This is a genomic window from Streptomyces sp. NPDC093065 (assembly GCF_044754585.1).
Classification (GTDB): domain Bacteria; phylum Actinomycetota; class Actinomycetes; order Streptomycetales; family Streptomycetaceae; genus Streptomyces.
The window spans coordinates 81,620-96,422 of the sequence record NZ_JBIVPJ010000026.1 but is presented as its reverse complement, the minus strand read 5'-3'; the positions used below and the strand labels follow the sequence as shown (position 1 = coordinate 96,422).

General features: G+C 73.6%; 14 protein-coding genes and 2 pseudogenes. 8 read left to right on the top strand and 8 right to left on the bottom strand.

Features of this window, described 5'->3' with window-relative positions; translation table 11 throughout:
* Positions 1–89 precede the first annotated feature (89 nt).
* Together ACIQFU_RS33230 and ACIQFU_RS33225 are read left to right on the top strand one after the other, a co-directional pair.
* Positions 90–1,328, top strand: a complete 1,239-nt coding sequence (locus tag ACIQFU_RS33230) for a DUF4407 domain-containing protein (protein WP_402556583.1) — start codon at positions 90–92, stop codon at positions 1,326–1,328.
* Positions 1,329–1,414: 86 nt separating this feature from the next.
* A complete protein-coding gene (locus ACIQFU_RS33225; protein WP_402556582.1) occupies positions 1,415–1,954 on the top strand; it encodes a Pycsar system effector family protein in 540 nt (179 codons plus the stop codon).
* 229 nt (positions 1,955–2,183) lie between these two features.
* On the opposite strand, the gene ACIQFU_RS33220 is transcribed toward ACIQFU_RS33225, so the two are convergent.
* Entirely contained in the window at positions 2,184–3,500 is a 1,317-nt protein-coding gene (locus tag ACIQFU_RS33220) for a peptidase (protein WP_402556580.1), read from the bottom strand.
* A 343-nt stretch (positions 3,501–3,843) separates the two neighbouring features.
* On the opposite strand from ACIQFU_RS33220, the gene ACIQFU_RS33215 reads away from it, so the two are divergent.
* Positions 3,844–5,457 carry a PH domain-containing protein gene (locus ACIQFU_RS33215; RefSeq protein WP_402556578.1) on the top strand — a complete coding sequence of 538 codons (1,614 nt, stop codon included), beginning with the start codon at positions 3,844–3,846 and terminating at the stop codon, positions 5,455–5,457.
* Between the two features lie 39 nt (positions 5,458–5,496).
* Here the strand turns inward: ACIQFU_RS33215 and ACIQFU_RS33210 are convergent.
* Positions 5,497–5,830 (bottom strand): annotated as a pseudogene (locus ACIQFU_RS33210) (hypothetical protein); the annotation flags it as partial.
* Positions 5,831–5,833: 3 nt separating this feature from the next.
* Here ACIQFU_RS33210 and ACIQFU_RS33205 point away from each other — a divergent pair.
* The 3 genes and pseudogenes from ACIQFU_RS33205 to ACIQFU_RS33195 all read left to right on the top strand — a co-directional run.
* A pseudogene (locus tag ACIQFU_RS33205) lies at positions 5,834–6,082 on the top strand (AraC family transcriptional regulator); the annotation flags it as partial.
* A gap of 193 nt (positions 6,083–6,275) precedes the next feature.
* Complete coding sequence (locus ACIQFU_RS33200) at positions 6,276–6,599, top strand: hypothetical protein (protein WP_402556577.1); 324 nt, start codon at positions 6,276–6,278, stop codon at positions 6,597–6,599.
* A 99-nt stretch (positions 6,600–6,698) separates the two neighbouring features.
* Positions 6,699–7,475 (top strand): polysaccharide deacetylase family protein, encoded by a 777-nt coding sequence (locus ACIQFU_RS33195; RefSeq protein ID WP_402556576.1) that lies wholly within the window; start codon positions 6,699–6,701, stop codon positions 7,473–7,475.
* A 13-nt stretch (positions 7,476–7,488) separates the two neighbouring features.
* Here the strand turns inward: ACIQFU_RS33195 and ACIQFU_RS33190 are convergent, their stop codons facing one another.
* From ACIQFU_RS33190 to ACIQFU_RS33180, 3 genes are all read right to left on the bottom strand, one after another.
* Positions 7,489–8,685 carry an NAD(P)/FAD-dependent oxidoreductase gene (locus ACIQFU_RS33190; RefSeq protein WP_402556575.1) on the bottom strand — a complete coding sequence of 399 codons (1,197 nt, stop codon included), beginning with the start codon at positions 8,683–8,685 and terminating at the stop codon, positions 7,489–7,491.
* Positions 8,686–8,830: 145 nt separating this feature from the next.
* A complete protein-coding gene (gene sigJ, locus ACIQFU_RS33185; protein ID WP_402556573.1) occupies positions 8,831–9,775 on the bottom strand; it encodes an RNA polymerase sigma factor SigJ in 945 nt (314 codons plus the stop codon).
* Between the two features lie 75 nt (positions 9,776–9,850).
* Positions 9,851–10,483, bottom strand: coding sequence for a carbonic anhydrase (locus ACIQFU_RS33180; RefSeq protein ID WP_402556572.1), 633 nt, complete (start codon positions 10,481–10,483; stop codon positions 9,851–9,853).
* 126 nt (positions 10,484–10,609) lie between these two features.
* Here ACIQFU_RS33180 and ACIQFU_RS33175 point away from each other — a divergent pair, with 126 nt between their 5' ends.
* The gene (locus ACIQFU_RS33175) at positions 10,610–10,798 is read left to right on the top strand and encodes a DUF6126 family protein (RefSeq protein WP_402556571.1); all 189 of its coding nucleotides are present in this window, start codon (positions 10,610–10,612) and stop codon (positions 10,796–10,798) included.
* Between the two features lie 16 nt (positions 10,799–10,814).
* Here the strand turns inward: ACIQFU_RS33175 and ACIQFU_RS33170 are convergent, their stop codons facing one another.
* Complete coding sequence (locus tag ACIQFU_RS33170) at positions 10,815–11,168, bottom strand: ArsR/SmtB family transcription factor (protein ID WP_402556570.1); 354 nt, start codon at positions 11,166–11,168, stop codon at positions 10,815–10,817.
* A gap of 283 nt (positions 11,169–11,451) precedes the next feature.
* Between ACIQFU_RS33170 and ACIQFU_RS33165 the strand changes: the two genes are divergently transcribed.
* On the top strand, positions 11,452–12,882 hold the full coding sequence (locus tag ACIQFU_RS33165; protein WP_402556569.1) for a SpoIIE family protein phosphatase: 1,431 nt from the start codon (positions 11,452–11,454) through the stop codon (positions 12,880–12,882).
* Between the two features lie 18 nt (positions 12,883–12,900).
* Here ACIQFU_RS33165 and ACIQFU_RS33160 read toward each other — a convergent pair whose 3' ends face one another.
* The gene (locus tag ACIQFU_RS33160) at positions 12,901–13,329 is read right to left on the bottom strand and encodes an ATP-binding protein (RefSeq protein WP_402556567.1); all 429 of its coding nucleotides are present in this window, start codon (positions 13,327–13,329) and stop codon (positions 12,901–12,903) included.
* Positions 13,330–13,452: 123 nt separating this feature from the next.
* Positions 13,453–14,742 (bottom strand): phosphatase PAP2 family protein, encoded by a 1,290-nt coding sequence (locus ACIQFU_RS33155; protein ID WP_402556566.1) that lies wholly within the window; start codon positions 14,740–14,742, stop codon positions 13,453–13,455.
* Positions 14,743–14,803: the final 61 nt, after the last annotated feature.

The following is a 14,803-nucleotide window of genomic DNA, read 5'->3' as shown; positions in this document are numbered from 1 at the left end:
GGCCGGTCCCCCGCGGGGCAGGTGGCCGTGCCGGTGCCCGCTCCGCCCCCCGGCCCCCGGGCCTGGACGCCGGCCGGCGGCTGCGCACGTTGACCGGTGTCGACGAGGAACTGCTCGGCAGGGTCAGATACGAGCGGAGCAAGTACACGGCGCTCGGCGGGGTGGTGCTCGGCACCTCGGTGATCGCGGCGTTCTCCATGTGGAACTTCGCCACCGAGGCACTCGGCGGGGTCTCGCTCGTGGCCGCCGTACCGACGGTCATCTGGATGCTGTTCGTGCTCAACCTCGACCGCTGGCTGGTCACCCCCCAGCCCAACGCGCGGCGCCGGGCCGGGCCGCTCCTGCTGCGGATGCTGATCGCCGTGCTGCTCGGCGCGGTGATCGCCGAACCACTGGTGCTGCGCATCTTCCAGACGGCCATCGAAGAGCACGTCGCCGACGAGCGCACCGACGCGATCGACGCGCTGCGCACGAACCTGATCCGCTGCAACCCCGTACCGTCCACGGCTCGGGCCACGGTCCCGAAGGGCTGCGACGGGTCGTACATCCTCTCCTTCGGGAAGTCCCCGGACGAGAAGGCCGCGGAGCTGGCCGCCTTGCGCACGGACACCGCTGCCCTGCAAAAGCGGGTGGACGAGGACACCGGCAGGCTGGAGGCCCTCGACTCCGAGGTGCGTGACGAGTGCCGCCGACTGGTCCGCATGGCGGCGACCGGCCTGTACCAGCGGACATCGGAATGCCTGCGCCTGCGCGACAAGGCAAAGGACTACCGGACGACCCACCGCACCGAGGAGAACGAGAGGCGACTTGCCACCCTGAACAGCCGTGTATCGAAGATCGAAGCCGAGCAGTCGGTGTCGCGTGGCGCCTTTCTCAAGGCCCGGGCCGAAGGAGTCGAGCAACGGCTTGACGAGGAGCGCGCCAAGCAGAAGGAGATAGGTGTCCTGGAGAGGATGCGGGCACTCGAAGAGCTGGCGACCGGCAATCCGGTGCTGTTCGTGGGCATCTGGCTGGTCCGGCTGCTGTTCGTCTTCCTCGACGTGCTCCCCGTCCTGGTGAAGTACCTGAGCGGCGAGTCCGCGTACGACCGCATGCTGACCAGCGCGAGCAACAGCGCGGTGAAGATCCATGAGGAAGAGGTCCGGCTGGCCGAACGCCGTGCCCTGGCCGATTTCGAGATCGCCCAGGACGCCGTGGAACAGGAGGTCAGGCGGCACCGTGCGGAATCCGAGGCCGCGTTCCGCGAGCACACGGCGGCAATGAACATACGGGTCCGCCAAGCGGTGAACGCGCTGGAGGACGAGATCCGCCGCTCGTCGGCGGTCTGAGGCGGACCGCCGGCCACGGACGCGCAGCAACACGGCCGTCCCGCACCCAGCGGGGCGGCCGTCCGACTCCGAGGGAGGACGCCAGCATGACCGAACCAGGGGAGAACGGCGACGCCGACCCGCCCGCCGAGCCCCGCTCCGAACGGGAGACGCAACTGGCCAGGGTCCTGCTGTCCGAGGTCCGCGAGGAGTTGCTGAAGGCCGACGGCAAGGCCGGCCTCATGCTGGCGTCACTGGGCGCGGCCCTGACCGCCCTGCTCGGTGCGATCGGCAGCGGCGTCATCGTTCCTCGGCAGTACGCCGTTGTCCCGCAGCTTCTTCTCTGGGTGGGATGCGGCGCCTGCGTTCCGGCACTCGCCCTGCTGGGTCTGGCCGTGACTCCACGGCTCGGAGACCCCCGCCGTGCCCGTACCCACTACTTCGGCGACGCCAGGCTGGCGCTGTCGGCCGGGCACCTGGAGGAGATGGTGCGGCACACCGACCTCATGGCCCGGGACCTGAGCCAACTGGCGGCGCTGTCACAGATCGTCTGGGCCAAGTACCGCTGCATACGCCATGCACTGGTCTGGGGTTCGGCCTTCCTGGGTCTGACGTTGCTGGGCGTGGCCGCGGGCACGCTCACCTGACAGCGTGCCGCGCGTCCCGGACGGCGTCGTCGAGCGGAGTTCGCACTGATCGGGCTGGTGCGAGGAGGCCGGCCTGACCGTGCCGTTGCACGCCTGTCCGGCTCGGCTGGACTGCTGCCCTGGACTTCGTCCGACCAGGGGGAGCGCGCGGGGGGCGGGGCGAGTGACCTGAGTGGCCGTCGACCGGCGCCCTCGCGGGAAGGGGCGCCGGTCGGTCTCGTCCGAGAGGTCAGGCCGCCGTGGACGTCCTGCGGTGGCGGGCGGCGAGTACCGCGCCGGCGCCGAGGACGAGCGCCGCGCCGCCCGCCAGGCCGACCTTCGGCAGGGCGTCGCTCGAACCCGTCCGGGCGAGCGAGCCGCCGCCACCGCCTCCGGACGTGTTCACCGCAGTGGTGGACGCGCCGCCCTGCTCGGTGGTGTTGCCGGGCTTGGCCTCGGTGTCCTCGTCCTTGGCCGGAGTGCCCCCGCCGTCGGCCTTGGCCAGGATCTGGAACTCGTGTGCGTCGAGGTCCGGGTAACCGCCGCAGGAGCCGTCCTCGTTGACGTAGTCGGCAGTGACGAACGCGGCGCCCTGGCCGGCCGGGACGTCCGGGTCGACCTTGAGCCGCAGCCTGACGTCGACGGAGGCCTTCGCCTTGAGGGAGCCGAGGGAGGACGCGTCCATCAGGTCGGCGTCGCGCCAGGCCGGGTTCGCGGCGGTGGACCACTCCAGGTCCAGGTAGGAGTCGAGCTCCTTGAAGCCCTTGGTGTCGAAGCCGTGGACACCGACGTACGGGTACACCGCGTCCATCGTGCCGCCGGTGCCGTTGGTGACGCGGAGGGTGAAGGTCTCCGTGGTGCCGCCGACGACCTTGTCCGGCAGGCCGGTGACGACGGCGGTGAGCCCGGGCTCGGGGACGCAGTCGCCCGTCGGCTCCTCCCCCGGCTCCTCGCCCTCGTCGTCTCCCTCGTCGTCGGCCTCGGCGTCCGCGAGCGCCTTCTCGGCGTCGGCCAGCTTCTCCTTGGCCTCGTCCCTCGCCTTCTGGAGCAGGCCGATCTTCCGAGCCTGGGCCACGCGGGCGTCGTCGTGGGCGGTCCTGGCCTCGGTGGCCTTGGTGTCGGCGGCCGTCTTGGCGTCGGCGGCCTCCTCGGCGGCCTGTTCGGCCTCGTCCAGCGCCGTCTGCGCGGTGGCCTTGTCCTCGTCGGTGGTGGCGGCGTCCAGCTTCGCCCGGGCGTCCACGACGGCCTGGTCGGCCTCGGTCTTGGCCTTGGCGGCCGCCGCCGCGGCCTGCTCGGTCTCGACGACCGCGGCCTTGGTCGGGTAGGTCTCCGCCTCCATGTCCTCCTTGAGGAACCTGACGGCGTCGTTCACCGCGGCGACGGCGGCGTCGTACTCCTTCTGCGCGCGTTCGACGGCCTGTTCGAGCTCTTCGGTCGTCGGCTTCGCCTTCTGCGTCTGCTGCGTGGCGGGCTTCTCGTCGGCGAAGGCGGGCGCGGCAGACAGGAGGCCGACCGGTGAGATCACGGCGGCGGCGACGGCGGTTGCGAGAACACGGCGAATCTTCACATGGGCCCCTGATCGGGTGGCGAAAAGGTGTGATGGGCATCGTGCTCGCGGGGTGCTCACGCGGGACGACACCCCGGCGATCGTATGACCTGACTGATCACCGCCACAGGTGACTTTTCCCGCCCCCACCGGAAACGGTCCGGTGACGGACGGACAAGTCGCACACAAGGGCACAGTTGCCCGCGTACACCGCACTTTTTGTGTGACCCATGTCACCAACCGAGGTCCGGCCCGGCGCCCTCCGGGTGCTCCGCCGCCCACCGGCACCCGGCAGTTCCGCGGGCCACAAGACTGCCGGGTGCCGTACAGGCGGGAGCGGCACGCCCGGTGGGACCCTGCGGTCATGACCGTCGGTGAGGAAGTGAACTGCCGCTCCCCGCGCACCCGGCCCCTGTGGGTCCTCGTCGGGCTGGGCGCGGCCGGGGCCGTCCTGGCCGCGGGGCGCCTGGTGTACACGGGCGAGTTCGTGGACGGGTGGGTGGGCGGCGGGCTGCTGGCCGCCCTGGTGGGCGTCGCGTTCCTCCACGGGATCACCCTGGAGGTGAGCGCGGACGCGTACGGCGTGCACACCGGCTCGCTGTTGCGCCGTCGCCGGAGCGTTCCTTGGCGGGACATCGCCGACCTGCGCGTCCACATCCAGTACGGGCGGCACGGGGAGGAGTACTTCCGCGTCGGCGTGCTGTCCCGCGACGGCCGGACGCGGCGGCTGCCCCTTCCGCTGTCCGTGTCCGGGAAGGACCGGGCGGACTTCGACGCGACGCTCGACGCGCTGCGGGCGCTGCACCGCCGTCACGGGGAACCCGAGTCGGACCATCTCGCCGTCATCTCCAGGCGCACGGCCGGGCGCGGCGTCGCCGTGCCCGCGGTCCTGTGCGTGCTGCTGCTCGCGGGCGCGGGGGCGGCCGCATGGTTCGTGCCGGTCACCGGGGCGACGAAGGAGGCGTGGTCCTCGGCCGTCCCGTGTGCCGCCGGGACGCCGTCCGCCGAGCGCGACGAGTGTCTGACCGGCCTGGACGCCGTGATCGCGCGGACCGAGGTGGGCGAGGCGAAGCAGCCCAGCCGGCTGTACTTCGGCGACGCCCGGCCCCTGGAGCGGGTCATGGTCTCGCGGGACGCGGCCCGGGAGTTCCGGGCCGGTGACCGTGTCGAACTCACCCTGTGGCGCGGTCGGGTGAGGGTCGTGACCGGGGAACACCACGTCTGGCGGGAGCAGTTCGCCAGCGCCGGTTCGGTGGCCGTCCTCGCGGCCGCGCTCGCCCTCGCCGCCGGCTGGCCGGCCGCCCGGCTGCTGGTGCACCTGCGCGGGCGCCGGCTTCCCGACGACGAGGTACTACCGTCGGTACTGCCGTTCCTGGGCGTGCTGGTCGCCACGGCCCTGTGGCTGCTGCCGCTGTGCTACCTCCACCCCCTCGGACTGCCGGCCTCTCCCGTGCCCCTCACCTGGGCAGTCGCCGGAACGCTCGCCACGTCGGGCCTCCTCGCCCTCGCCTGGCGCGCGACCCGCGTGCGCGCCCCCGGGCGGGCCGCGACGGCCGGGGCGGCACTCCGCGAGTCCGCCGCCGAGGGCGGCGGGGGCGGCCACGACGGCCGTGACGTGTTCCTCGCCGCCCGTTTCCTGGAGAGCACCGACTACAACCCGAACCACTTCGGCACCCACATCGTGTTCGGCGACGGCCCGCCCGCGGTCGTTCCCCACCCCGGTCCGGGACGGTTCGCGGCACGGCCGATCCCGGTGCGGCGGCTCTCCGTCGGGGGCGTACGGCGCCTGCGTGGCGGCGACGGCGAGTCCGTTCCCCGGAGCTGGCACGTCGCCGAGATCGACGACGCGGGCGAGCGGGTCCGCCTCGCGGCCGCTCCGGCCGACCTGACCCGCATCGTCCACGCGCTGGACGCCGCGAGGGCGTCAGCGGAGGCGTCAGCGGAGGCGTCCGGAGAGGCCAAGCCCTCCGGGGCGTGAGGACCGGCCCGCCCGTCCCCGGCGGTGACCGGACGGGGGTCAGGACACCGTCCGTAGCTCGAGCAGTGCCCAGTGCCCAGTGCCCAGTGCCCAGGTCGGGTGCGGAGCCAGGGCGTTCGGGAAGTCCGGCGCGTCGAGGAGGGCGCCGGACGAGGCGACACCGGTGGTGCGGGTGCGGCCGGTGAGCACGCGGTGCACGGCCTCCACCGCGAGCGGTGCGCCGACGGCGTGGATGTCCCGGCCCGGGGCCACCGCGCGCCGCTCGGTGCCGCCGCGGCGTGCGACGGCGTCGACGAGGAGGTCTGGTCGGACCGGCCGTCCTCGTCGGTCGCGGCCGGTGCGGTGTGTCCGGGGCAGCTAGCTCCCTGGCCGCCCCCGGGCGGGCGGCCAGGCCCGGTTCGTCGCCGCGCCGGGGCCCACGCGGGACGAGCACTCGCTCGCCGCGCTGCTTCCCTGGGCGATCGCGCGCCTGGACCGACCGGTCGGCGTACCGGACCTGGCCCGCGGGGCGCCGATGAGCCCCCGCCACCTCCCCCGGCACTTCAACCGCACGTTCGGCGTGCCGCCCGACACCTGCCGCCGCACCTTCCGCTCCCGGCCCCGCACCGGCACGGACGACGCGTGACGTTGCCGGCACACGGCGGGCGTCGACCGGCCCCCGATGCCGGAAGGCACGCTCACGCCGAGGCGGCCGGGGTGTCTGGGCTTCCGCCCGGCAGGGGGCCGCGATCATGTCGGTTCCGTTCGGCCGAGCACCGACGAGTGGTGGCTCATCGCCTTCGGCGCCACCGTCGTCTGCCCGGCCGATGTACTGGTGCATGCCGACGCGCACGGCCCGGCTGCGCATGTTCGCCGCCCCGCCGGCCGGTTGGCTGTTCCTGCTGCCCAACGCCACGGTGGAGGATGTCGTCATGCCGGCGCCGATCGCCGAGAAGGTCGCGGCCGACATCCGGGAGCAGGAGGAGAAGCCTTGGGACAAGGTCCCCCTCAACACCTTCTCCCTCGTACCGGCGTACTGGATTGCCGGTTCGGGCACGGCCCGCACGGGGCCGGGGCCTGTCTCTGGCACTACCTCGCCCTCGCGTGAGCCGTCGTCGGTCGAGTTGTCCGCGAATTCCTCTCGGATTGTCCGTGATCGGTAACGGACGGATCCCGCGGCCTGCGTCCGTCGTCCTGCCATGTGGTCCCCGACGTCGTCGAGGACCGGCGGCGAGGGACTACGCGAAGGCGGGGCGGCGGACATGGCGCGGCACGGTGGTGGACGGGGCTGGTACGGCAAGGTGGTCGGGGCCGCGCTCGGTGTGACGGTGCTCGCCGTCGGCGCCTCGGTGTGGACCGCGCAGGCCGAGTCCGTCGGCGGCGGTCCGGCGCCGCAGGCGTCCGCGCCGGCCACGCCGGGCGACGACCCGAAGCCGGTCGACATCGGCATCGCGCACGCCTCGGACGCGGGGCCGCGCGGCGTGAACATCACCATCGACGACGGCCCCGACCCCGCGTGGACGCCCCAGGTGCTCGACCTGCTCGACGAGTACGGGGTGAAGGCGACCTTCTGCATGACGGGCCTTCAGGCCCAGGCCCACCCGGACCTCGTGAAGGACGTCGTCGCGGCCGGGCACCGGCTGTGCGACCACTCGGTGTCGCACGACACCGCCATGGACAAGAAGTCCGAGGCCTACCAGTCCAAGGAGATCCTCGACGCCGAGCGCATGATCACCAAGGCGTCCGGGGGCGTACGGCCGATGTACTACCGGGCGCCCGGCGGGGCCTTCACCCCCTACAGTCGGGGGCTCGCCGCCTCCCGGGGCATGCGCCCGCTGGGCTGGAACGTGGACACCAAGGACTTCGAGCGGCCGGGCACGGACGCCATCGTCGCCACCGTCCAGCGGGAGCTGCCCAACGGGCCGACGATCCTCTTCCACGACGCCGGCGGCGACCGCACCCAGACCGTCGAGGCCCTGCGGCAGGTCCTGCCCTGGCTGGCGGAGCAGGGGTACGACTTCGGGTTCCCGGTGCGCTGAGCGCGGCCGTCCCTCAGCGCACCGGGGCCGGCTCCGGGGTCCGGGGTGCCACCGGACGGCGGCGGGCCGGAACGCCGAGGGTCGGGTTGGCGACGCCCCAGGCCGCCGACCTGCAGACCAGTTCCTTGTAGAGGGCGGCCGTCCGTCCCGTCAGGGCCGCGCGCACCGCGCGGTCGTCGGCGGTGACGTACTGGATCAGGCCCTGCCTGCGGCCCAGCGAGATGCACTGGTTGAAGTAGCGCGGCGCCACCTCTGGCAGCTTCCGGCCGGTCAGGCGGGCCGCGATGGCGTCGGCGGCCTGCCAGGCGCTGGGCACGCCCGAGGCGCACGACATCCGCAGGGGCTTGTCGCCGGGGCCCGCCGCCAGGGCCGCGTCGCCGACGGCGTACACGTCCGGGTGGGAGACCGAGCGCATGGTCGCGTCGACCACGATCCGGCCGCTCCCCGTGACGTCCAGCGAAGTGGCCTTCGCCATCGGGTGGACGGCGAAGCCCGTCGTCCACACGGTGACGTCGGCCGGGACGCTCGTGCCGTCGGCGGTGACGACGTGGTCGGCGGCCACCGCGGTGACGGCGGCGTTCTCGCGCGCGGTGATGCCCAGGCTGTGGAAAACCTTCCGCAGGTGGCGGCGGCCCCTGGGGGAGAGCCAGTCGCCGAGTCCGCCACTGGCCGTGAGCGTCACGTCCAGGTCGGGGCGGGCCTCGGCGATCTCGGTCGCGGCCTCCAGGCCGGTGAGCCCGCCGCCGACCACGACCACGGGCCGCCCGGCCGCCAGCCCCGCAAGGCGCTCGCGCAGCCGGAGCGCTCCGGGGCGGCCGGCGATCTCGTGGGCGTGCTCCACGGCGCCGGGGACGTCCTGCGGGTTCCAGGCACTGCCGAGGGCGTAGACGAGGGTGTCGTACGCCAGCTCACCGGCACCGTCCGGATCCGTGACGGAGACGGTCCCGCGGTCGGTGTCCACGCCGGTGACCTTCGCGATCCGCACCTCGACCCCGGTCTTCGCGAACATCTCGTCGAGCGGCCGGGGCCTGAGCTCCTGGCCGGTCGCGAGCTGGTGCATCCTGACCCGTTCGACGAAGTGGGGCTCGGCGTTGACGAGGGTGATCGCGGCGTCCTGCGGGCGCAGCCGCCTGGCGAGACGGCCGGCGGCGACGGCTCCGGCGTATCCGGCGCCCAGGACGACGATGCGGTGCGGCGTGACGTGCTGCATGGCGTGCTCCCTTGTCTCGGACCGCTGAGGTGTCACCAGCGGGACTCGCCCCTTGAACCGGGCAGCCCGCCGATTCCTGACAGGGGCGGGGAGTGACGTGCGCCACAGTCCGGTCGAATCGGTCCGTCCGGTCCGGGCAGCCCGGTCAGAAGGCGTGGAACAGGGGTTCCCCGTGGTCGGTGGCCGCCCAGCGGCGCGTCGCGCGTTCGAGCTTGTCGGGGTTGACCTGGTTGCGGAAGCCCGCGATCCCCTCGGGGGTCACCTCCAGGCACATGATCCCGACGACCCGGCCGTGCACCACGGCCACCACGGCGGGGTCGCCGTTGGCGGTGGCGGCGTAGACCTCCGCGGTGCCGCCGGCCAGGTCGCGCTTGGCCTTGCCGGGCTTGAACAGGCCCCGCAGGAACGTCGCCACGGCGCGGGCGCCCTCGAACGCCTTGGCCCGGGCCGGGACCTTTCCGCCGCCGTCGCCGATCGACACGGCGTCCTGGGTGAGCAGGCGGACCAGCGGTTCGGTCCGGCCGCTGGTGGCCGCCGCGAGGAACTCGTCGACGACCCGCCGGGCCGCGGCCTCGTCGATCTCCGTACGCGCCCTGCCCCGCGCGACGTGCTTCCTGGCGCGGTGCAGGGTCTGCTGGCTGGCGTCCTCGGTGATGTCGAGGATCGCGGCGATCTCCCGGTGCGTGTACTGGAAGGCCTCGCGCAGGACGTACACCGCCCGCTCGCCCGGTGAGAGCCGCTCCAGCAGCGCGAGGACCGCGAGGGAGACCGACTCGCGCTGTTCGGCCGTCTCCGCCGGGCCGAGCATCGGGTCGCCGTCGAGCAGCGGCTCGGGCAGCCACTGGCCCACGTAGGTCTCACGGCGGGCGCGGGCCGAGGTGAGCTGGTTGAGGCACAGATTGGTGAGGACCTTCGTCAGCCAGGCCTCGGGGACCTCGACGCGCTCCACGTCGGCCGCCTGCCAGCGCAGGAAGGTCTCCTGCACGGCGTCCTCGGCCTCGCTCGCGGAGCCGAGGAGGCGGTAGGCGATGGCCTCCAGACGGGGCCTGGAGGCCTCGAACCGCTCCACGTCGCTCACGGTCAGGGCCATGGCTCCGGATTGTAACGGCCCGTCGGTGTCCAGCCGCGCTCCGGCCGACGCCGCCCGGGCGACGCCGCCGGCCGGTCACGCCGGTTGCTCCGGGAGCCCGTGGGCCGCCACGCGCTTCACCGTTCCGCCGGCCAGGCGGTAGGACAGGCCGACCACCGCGCACCGGCCGGCGGCCACCTCGTCCGCCAGCAGCGCCGAACGTCCCACCAGGCCGTCCACGGTCCGGCGGATGTGCTCGTCCACGAACTGGTCGATCCCGGTACGGCCGAGGGCGCGTGCCGCGAGCACGCTGGGGATCACCCGTTCCACCACGTCCCCGATGTAGCCGGCCGGTGCCGTCCCGCCGCGCTCGGCCTCGGCGGCCGCGGTGACCGCGCCGCAGGAGTCGTGCCCGAGCACCACCACGAGCGGGGCGCCCAGCACCTTGACCCCGTACTCGACGCTGCCCAGCGCCTCCGCGCCCGCCACGTGGCCGGCCGTCCGCACCACGAACAGGTCGCCCAGCCCCCGGTCGAAGATGATCTCGGCCGCCAGCCGCGAGTCCGAGCACCCGAAGAGCACCGCGAACGGATGCTGCCGCGGGGCCAGTTCCGACCGGCGGTCGGCGTCCTGGTTGGGGTGCAGACGGTCACCGCTCACGAAGCGGGCGTTGCCCTGGAGCAGGGCCGCGTAGGCCTCGGCGGGTGAGGAAGGGCTCAGATCAGGCATGGGTGCAAGGTACTGGCCCGGTCACGGGGCGGCGTGCAGGCGGTACGGTTGAAGGAGATTTGCGAAGTTGTGCAATTCGTTAATTGCTTTGATTCTTACTTCCTCTACGGACGAGAGGTGATCGGGATGCCGGTGAGCCGGCAGGACGGCACGGCCGCATCCCCCGGCCGGCCGGGACGCGGCGGGCGCGACGACTCCGAGCGCCGTTTCGAGCGCGGTGTCGCCCTCCGGGCGGGCTTCTACATCTTCGGCACGCATCTGCTCGCCGGTTTCATCTGGCTGCTCTTCTACGTGGGCGAGCACGCGCACAAGTGACCGGGCGCCGCGGCGGCTACGCGGGCGGACCTCCCGGCTCGGTCTGGCCGGCCCGCAGGTCCGCGAGCAGTTCGGCCTGCCCGGCGAGCACGCCGGAGAGGATGCCGCGCGCCACCCTGAGCAACTCGGCGACCTGCGGACTGGTCAGCGAGTAGTACACGGTCGACCCCTCCTTGCGGGACACCACCAGGTTCGACCGGCGCAACACCGCGAGCTGCTGGGACAGATGAGCCGGCTCGATCCCCACCTCGGGCAGCATCTCCGCCACCGCGTGCTCGCGCTCACTCAGCAGTTCCAGGACGCGGATGCGCGCCGGATGGCCGAGCGTCTTGAAGAACTCCGCCTTCAACTGGTATAGCGGCGTGCTCATCGTGCCATCGCCCTTCTCGCACCGCGGCGGCGTGCCCCGGTCGACCCGCCCCGGGCACCGTCCTGGCCGCCGTCTTGCGCGTGTCGCGCCCGTCCCGTCCTCATCAGCATGCCGCCCATCCTCGCGCGAGCCACCCGTCAGGCCGAATCCGCCGGGACGAGTCCGGTCCCGGCCGGACGGGGCCGGCTGTACTCCGACCGGCTGTGGCCGGGCGGCACGCCCCCGCACACCGGGCCAGGCTGGGCGCAGGACGATCCGCACGGCGGGAAACGAGGCAGGCGCGATGGCGGAGGACTGGCGGCGCCCACCGGACGAGGCGGCCCCGGCCGGCGTGAACCCCGCGGACGGGGATCCCGCGGACGGCGAGGACACCGCGGACGGCGGCCCCGCGGAGCCGTACGCCTCGCTCCTCGACCTGCCGCTCAGCTCCGACCTCAACCGGATCGGCGAGCAGCTGCACGCCCTGGCCCGTGCCCAGCGGACCCTGCAGGAGCTGCTGCAGGCGGTGGTGAACATCACCGGCGAGCTGGAGCTGCCCGCGGTACTGCGCCGCATCGTGCGCACCGCGATGGACCTGGTGGGCGCCCGCTACGGGGCCATGGGCGTCCTCGACCCGGAGGGCCGGTTCCTGGAGGAGTTCATCCCGCTGGGGCTCACCGCGAAGGAGCTGGCCGACCTGGAAGGGGTGGAGCTGCCGCGGGGCCGGGGCCTGCTCGGGCACCTGATCCACCACCCCGAGCCGCTGCGGGTCAAGAACATCTCGCGCCACCCGGAGTCGGCGGGCTTCCCGCCCGGACACCCGCCGATGCGCAGCCTGCTCGGGGTGGCGATCAGCGTGCGCGGCCGGATCTACGGCAACCTCTACCTCTCCGAACGCAAGGACGGGCAGCCCTTCGACCGGCACGACGAGGGCGTGATCCGCGCGCTGGCCGGCACGGCGGGTGTGGCGATCGAGAACGCCCGCCTCTACCAGCAGGTCCGGTACAGCAGCGAGCAGTTCCAGCGGCTGCTGCTGCCCCGCCTGCCCGACCTGCGGCCCTTCACCGCGGGCGCGGCCTACCGCCCGGCGAGCGCGCCCGCCGCCGTGGGCGGCGACTGGTACGACGCCATGCTGCTGCCCGGCGGGGCCTGCGCGGCGGTCATCGGGGACGTCGTGGGGCACGACCTGCGGGCCGCCGCCGACATGTCCCAGATCCGCAACATGCTGCGCGCCCTGTACTACGACCCGGGCGCCCCGCCCAGCACCTCCCTCGGCCGGCTCGACCGGATCATGAGCGCCGCCCTGGACGAGTCCCCCGTCGCGACGGCGCTGCTCGCGCGGCTGGAGCCCGCCGACGGCGCATGGCAGCTGCGGTGGTCCAGCGCGGGGCACCCGCCGCCGCTCGTGCTGCTGCCCGACGGCCGGGTGGAGTACCTGGACGTGGAGCCCGGACTTCCCCTCGGGGTGGCGCCCGAAGTGCCGCGGCCCGACCACTGCCGGACACTGCCGGTGGACAGCACCGTCATCCTGTTCACCGACGGTCTGGTGGAGGTCCCCGGCCAGGCGCTGGACCGGGGCCTGGACGCCCTGGCCGTGACCGCCTCCCGGCTGGTGGGACTGGCACCCGACGACCTGTGCCGTGCCCTGATCACCCACCGGCCCGGCAACGGCCACGACGACAAGGCCGTCATCGCCCTGCGCACCCCGCCCCTGACGACCTACGGCTCCTCCTGAACCCGGCCGCCGCGCACGTCACAGGGGGAGGGTGATCCAGATGCTCTTGCCCCGGCCGTCGTCGTCGCCCCGGACCACCGCGGTGCCGCCCAGGGCGCCGGTCAGCTCCATGACGGTCGCCAGGCCCCCGGTCCGGCGGCCACCAGAGTCCGCGCCGTGCAGCCGGGGCCGGTGGGGGTGCCGGTCGTGCACGGCGAAAACCAGGCAGTCGGCGCCGGCCGCGTACGTGACGGTCACCTGCTCGCTGGGCGGGGACGCGTGGCGGACGCTGTTGGTGACCAGCTCGCTGAGGATCAGCAGGGCGGGTGCCACCGCGGGGTGCCCGGGGTTCACCCCCCACTCGGCGAGGGCCTGCTCGGCGGTCTCCCGGGCCACCCGGACCGCCGGGGGCGTCGTCGGCAGGGTGAGCACGTGCCGGTGGGTCAGGGGCTGGAGCAGGGCGCTCATCGGGTCTCCACGAGAGAACCGGGTCCGCGGCTTCCTGCGGACCCGGGCCTCCCAGCATCCAATGACTTGCCAACTTTCGCAATTCGGCAGGCACGCGGCCTCCGCCGCCCCGCCCGGGCCGCCTCAGGCCGCCTCGAGCCGCGGCTCCGGACGCTGCGGCACGACCGCGGCCACCGGTTCCCACCCCTTCGTGGTCCGTACGTAGCCGTGGATCACCGAGGCCATCGACAGCAGCAGGAGCGGCCCGAAGACCCACGGGTGCCGGGCCATCTCCGGCGCCAGGTAGCGCGTCGACGCCAGGATCGCGGCGAACACCACCGCCCCGTGGGCGACCAGCAGGCTCCCCGACCGGTCCCAGCCGCGGTCCAGCGCACGCAGCCCCGCCTCGACCGTGACCGCGAACACCACGCCGGCGACGAGGTCGATGGCGTAGTGGTAGCCGAAGCCCAGCGTGGCGGTGAGCGTGGCGACCAGCCAGAACGTCCCCGCCCAGCGCAGGACGCGCGGCCCCTTCCGGGAGTGGATGAAGATCACGACGGCCCACGCAGTGTGCAGGCTCGGCATGCAGTTGCGAGGGGTGACCCCGTCGTACGTGAACGGGTGCGGGGTGCCGGCCGGCGGCAGGGTGTGCGGCCACAGGTCGGCGATCGCCCACTCCGCGCCGCCGGTGCCGAAGGCCCCGGTGCCGTAGGCGAAGACCGGCCCGACCACCGGGAAGATCATGTAGATGCCCGGTCCGAGCAGACCTATCAACAGGAAGGTGCGGACCAGGTGGTGGCTCGGGAAGCGGCGCTCGGCCGCCACCTTGCGCAACTGGTACAGCGCGACCACGACCGCGGCCACCGCGAGCTGGACGTAGACCCAGTCCAGCAGGTGCTCACCGACCGGGCCCGTGGCCTCGACGGCCCGCCCCATCAGCCACGAGGGGTTCCCCAGCGCGTGGTCGGCGGTCGCCACGTACGGGTCGAGGACGTCCGGACGGGTCTTGGACGTGATCAGCAGCCAGGCGTCGCCCGTCTTGCGGCCGGCCACCAGCAGCAGGCCCAGCCCGACGCCCTTCAGCAGGAGGATCCGCTCCGGTCCCGTGCGCCGTGTCACGGCGACGACCCCGCAGCCCAGGACCGCCCACAGCGCGCCGTTGCCGAAGGAGTGGCTGCCGGACGCGGTGGCGTCCGCCGCCCACCGCACCAGCGCGACGGCGAGGTCGACGCCGACCGCGAAGGCGGCCGCGACGAACCGTTCCCGCCAGGTCAGGACCACCATCGTGAGCGCCAGACCGGCGTAGAGCAGCGGCCCCGACGCGGGGGCGGACACCAGCTCCTCGGCCTGGTTGGTCATCGGCCCCGGCAGGCCGTAGCGGCGCGCGGCGATCTCCAGCGCGATGAGGAACGCGAGGGTCGCCACACCCGCCACGGCCCAGAGTCTCGCCCGCGCCCGGCGCCCGGGTATTCGCGGAGTTTCCCGTGATGACATG

What these genes read in the sequence shown, in the direction of transcription:
- ACIQFU_RS33175 (WP_402556571.1), top strand. Translation starts at nt 10,610, where the DNA reads ATGCCGGTGAGCCGGCAGGACGGCACGGCCGCATCCCCCGGCCGGCCG.
- ACIQFU_RS33225 (WP_402556582.1), top strand. Translation starts at nt 1,415, where the DNA reads ATGACCGAACCAGGGGAGAACGGCGACGCCGACCCGCCCGCCGAGCCC.
- ACIQFU_RS33190 (WP_402556575.1), bottom strand. Translation starts at nt 8,685, where the DNA reads ATGCAGCACGTCACGCCGCACCGCATCGTCGTCCTGGGCGCCGGATAC.
- ACIQFU_RS33215 (WP_402556578.1), top strand. Translation starts at nt 3,844, where the DNA reads ATGACCGTCGGTGAGGAAGTGAACTGCCGCTCCCCGCGCACCCGGCCC.
- ACIQFU_RS33170 (WP_402556570.1), bottom strand. Translation starts at nt 11,168, where the DNA reads ATGAGCACGCCGCTATACCAGTTGAAGGCGGAGTTCTTCAAGACGCTC.
- ACIQFU_RS33195 (WP_402556576.1), top strand. Translation starts at nt 6,699, where the DNA reads ATGGCGCGGCACGGTGGTGGACGGGGCTGGTACGGCAAGGTGGTCGGG.
- sigJ (WP_402556573.1), bottom strand. Translation starts at nt 9,775, where the DNA reads ATGGCCCTGACCGTGAGCGACGTGGAGCGGTTCGAGGCCTCCAGGCCC.
- ACIQFU_RS33165 (WP_402556569.1), top strand. Translation starts at nt 11,452, where the DNA reads ATGGCGGAGGACTGGCGGCGCCCACCGGACGAGGCGGCCCCGGCCGGC.
- ACIQFU_RS33160 (WP_402556567.1), bottom strand. Translation starts at nt 13,329, where the DNA reads ATGAGCGCCCTGCTCCAGCCCCTGACCCACCGGCACGTGCTCACCCTG.
- ACIQFU_RS33200 (WP_402556577.1), top strand. Translation starts at nt 6,276, where the DNA reads ATGCCGACGCGCACGGCCCGGCTGCGCATGTTCGCCGCCCCGCCGGCC.
- ACIQFU_RS33180 (WP_402556572.1), bottom strand. Translation starts at nt 10,483, where the DNA reads ATGCCTGATCTGAGCCCTTCCTCACCCGCCGAGGCCTACGCGGCCCTG.